The sequence below is a fragment of the Acetobacter pasteurianus subsp. pasteurianus LMG 1262 = NBRC 106471 genome, from assembly GCF_000285275.1.
GTDB lineage: Bacteria > Pseudomonadota > Alphaproteobacteria > Acetobacterales > Acetobacteraceae > Acetobacter > Acetobacter pasteurianus.
In genome coordinates this window covers 1-3,231 of record NZ_CADO01000084.1, presented here as the reverse complement: position 1 = coordinate 3,231, position 3,231 = coordinate 1, and the positions used below count along the sequence as shown (strand labels likewise).

The 3,231-nt window shown below is 58.6% G+C and carries 5 protein-coding genes; all 5 read left to right on the top strand.

Annotation, left to right across the window (positions count from 1 at the left end):
- Nucleotides 1-276: hypothetical protein (locus APA10_RS15190; protein WP_148089119.1), on the top strand; the 276-nt coding region annotated here is incomplete at its 5' end.
- A 15-nt stretch (nucleotides 277-291) separates the two neighbouring features.
- Nucleotides 292-1,884, top strand: a complete 1,593-nt coding sequence (locus APA10_RS11300) for a hypothetical protein (RefSeq protein ID WP_003628623.1) — start codon at nucleotides 292-294, stop codon at nucleotides 1,882-1,884.
- The gene (locus tag APA10_RS11295; protein ID WP_003628622.1) at nucleotides 1,884-2,693 is read left to right on the top strand and encodes a hypothetical protein; all 810 of its coding nucleotides are present in this window, start codon (nucleotides 1,884-1,886) and stop codon (nucleotides 2,691-2,693) included. Before APA10_RS11300 ends, APA10_RS11295 begins: the two co-directional genes overlap by 1 nt.
- Before the next feature lie 33 nt (nucleotides 2,694-2,726).
- Nucleotides 2,727-2,939 carry a hypothetical protein gene (locus APA10_RS11290; RefSeq protein ID WP_003628621.1) on the top strand — a complete coding sequence of 71 codons (213 nt, stop codon included), beginning with the start codon at nucleotides 2,727-2,729 and terminating at the stop codon, nucleotides 2,937-2,939.
- Nucleotides 2,940-3,115: 176 nt separating this feature from the next.
- The coding region (locus tag APA10_RS15600; RefSeq protein ID WP_035367692.1) for a glycoside hydrolase family protein at nucleotides 3,116-3,231 on the top strand (116 nt) is incomplete at its 3' end.

The window sequence follows — 3,231 nt, the reverse complement described above, 5'->3', positions numbered from 1 at the left end:
GCTCTGGCATCCCTACAGACCGATATGCAGACATATCTGTCCCTGTCCCAGAAATATAACGGGGGAGGGGCCGCATATGTGGAAGACTATCAGGCGGTGCTGACCATGCTGAAATCTCTGGGCAGCATGAACACGGATGCCCTGACAGCAGACGCCATGCGGGACATCATGCAGGACAGCACCACCACGCTGGCCAGCATTTTGCAGCAGATCCTGCAGGCCACGAATAACCTGTTTGCGGAAACACGGTTCCAGAACCTCAAAGCCGCAGCGTAACAGGATATCAGCACAATGCAGCAACGCTGTTTTCTGGGAACGCTGGCCTTCGGGCCTGCGGCTTCCCGCACGACTACATGCCTGTCTTCTGGCGGGTATGTGGATGTTGCCACCGGCACGAAATATCCGCCCATTCTGGCAAGCCTGCCTGATGTGGACAGGGAGCTGGATATTTCAATTTCCGGTAGCAGCATGACGCAATCGTTCGGCCAGCTTACGGTCAATCTATCCGATGGTGTGGCCGATAGCATGAACGTGCGCAACCATACCGGAGATCTGTCCATCCTGACCAGCCTGCGCAACTATGACATGGCACGCGGCTGGTGGTCAGATCCTGCACTCTCTGCGTGCCAGCCTCTGTTTACCGGATCCGCCACGGCATGGCGCACCGGAGCCACGCAAGGCACGCTGACACTTTCGGGGCCTGCCGTGCTCTCGCGCCAGTTGCCACTGGCAACCTATGCTGGCACTGGCGGCGTGGAAGGTGGCTCAGACCTGACAGGCCGGGTAAAGCCGCGCCTGCGGGGGTATGCCTTCAATATCACGCCGGTCTGTGTGGATAGCGTCAATCAGATCTATCAGGTCTCTGATGCACCATTCTGGATGGGCACGCAGGGCACACAGCCGGATCTGACCGTGCTGGAAGGCGGCGTGCTGGGCAGTTGGTCTGCCACATCCACAGATGGTAGCTGGTCATATGCCGGCATGGTCAGTGATATCACCACCGTAGATCCGGCCGCAGGCACCTATGTTGTGGAAAGCTCCAGCCGGGGCGCGTTTTTCCGGCTGGGTGGCACGCCGGTTTATACCATTACCTGCTGGGCAACCGGGGTGATGCCTGATGGCACGTATGTATCCAGCCTGCCGGATATCGTGCGGCAGGTGCTGGTGCAGGATATCGGCATTCCGGCGGCATCCATTTCCAGCACATGGGCGGATCCGTTCGGCAATGTGGATAGTGCCGCCGGTGCGTTCTGGGATGGCTCTGACAGCTATACCGGGAATGACATGATCACCGCCCTGTTGCAGGGCACCATGCGCAAGCTGGCGGTTGCGCGGGACGGCACGCTGAAGTTGATCGGCATTACAGACAGCTTTTTGCAGCTTGCGCCGCATCAGTGGGAAAAGCTGGCGGTGCTGCCTGATGAGGTGATTGACATCAAGGAGACGGATCTGCCGTCCGAACTGGTGCTGCCTCTCACCTGCGGGCGGTGTACCTATAGCCGCAATTATACGGTGATGAGCACCAGCACACTCAGCCCGAAGGCAGATCTGTCCACCCTGCGCACACAGCGCAGTGCTGTTACGGTGGGCACGGATAGCCCAACGGTGGAAGTGGTCAGCCCGCCCGAAGTGCTTACCAGCCTGCGCACGCAGGCCGGAGCGCAGGTAGTGGCCGATGTCATCAACAAACTGTGGACGGTGGCAGACCGGCGCGTGTTTTACGTCACGCTGCCGTTTGAACGCCTGTTTGATTTTGAAATGGGGGACGAGATTGTGCTGTTTGCCAATGTGGACGGCCTGCGCGATGGTCTGGGCGGTCTGGTTGTCGGTGAAAGCTGGCGTGGTTCCAGTGCAGGCCAGTGCGTGCTGACGGTGCTGGTCTGATGCAGAATTGTGCGTTCGGCCTGAATAATCTGGTCAAGACCGCCAGCCTTAGCGGCTCGGCTTCATTTTATGCAGGCGTTTCAGCCGCCAAGGACTTCTCGCCCAATCAGCTGGCTACAGACCAGGGCAACACCACGGCGGCGTTCTGGTCTGTTGGGGATAGCAACAGAACGGCATGGTTTCAGGCGCAATGGGGGAGTGCCCAGACCATGCGGGCCTTCTTTGTGGGGCGCACCAACCTTGGCCAAGCCGCAACATGGCAGCTTGTGGCCAGTTCTGGCGGCAACACAGTGTATTCTGCCTCTGGCAGCTTTGCCACGCTGGGCAATATTGGCCCGGTGCAGATGGTGCATGTGGCCCCACAGGACATTCAGGCCGATACGGTCAAGATTACCGTCACCAGCAATGGCAGCGCATCGGAAAGCTATATTTCCCTGTCTCTGGCCTATATCGGGCCAGTGTGGCAGCCGGTGCGCAACATGAGCACCAAAAGCACCACCGGGCTGGACAGTTCCGTGACGGTGAATACCGGCATGAGCGGGGCCGAGTTTGTCACGCCGGCATGGATGCGGCGCAAGGCTGTGGTGGATCATGAATCTCTGGATCTGGCTGACGTGCCGGTGCTGGAGCAGATCCTGCTGGTGGGCGCATCTGGCGCCAATGTGCTGTTTGTGCCGGATCCAGATGCCGATGGCCCCACGCTGAACCTGCGCAGCCTGTTTGGTCGCATCCAGCGCGGAGATCTGAGCAACCCCTATGGCGCTGCCCTGCGGCAGCAGACCAGCTTCACCATTACCGAGCGGCTTTAGGCCGCTTTTTTTATGCCTGAAAGGAAGAGTGTCATGCCTGATGATGTGGTGCGGCAGGATGAATTTGTTGCGTTTGAAACCAGCGTGAACGGCAAGTTTTCTACGCTGGAAACTGGCATTGCCAATATCTGGACGGAACTGAAGCGGATCAACAACCGCAAGACCTGGGTGAATGGCGGCCTGGTTATTTTTGGCTCTGCCCTGGGCAGCGGGATTGTCCAAGCGTTGCAGCATATGCACCCGTGACAACCGAAAACCGGCTTTTGTAAACCTGACCACGAAAACCTGCCAACGTATAAGCCCACTGCAAAGGGCTGTTTTCTGCGGGTTTTGTGCTCCGGTGGACTAATCCGGGCCAGATCACCTGTAAACTCGTCCACTCCGGCCGCCATTGAGCGGCCTTTTTTGTATCCGGAAAATTGATGAATGATCCGATCCTGCTGGCGGCAGATCTGTGCCGCCGGTCTGAAGGCTTGCGCCTGTGCCCGTATGTGTGCCCGGCCGGGTATTGGACAATCGGCTATGGCAGGCGGGTTTT

Bases quoted from the DNA above. Each gene is read 5' to 3' on its own strand.
- APA10_RS11300 (WP_003628623.1), top strand. From the start codon at position 292: ATGCAGCAACGCTGTTTTCTGGGAACGCTGGCCTTCGGGCCTGCGGCT.
- APA10_RS11295 (WP_003628622.1), top strand. From the start codon at position 1,884: ATGCAGAATTGTGCGTTCGGCCTGAATAATCTGGTCAAGACCGCCAGC.
- APA10_RS11290 (WP_003628621.1), top strand. From the start codon at position 2,727: ATGCCTGATGATGTGGTGCGGCAGGATGAATTTGTTGCGTTTGAAACC.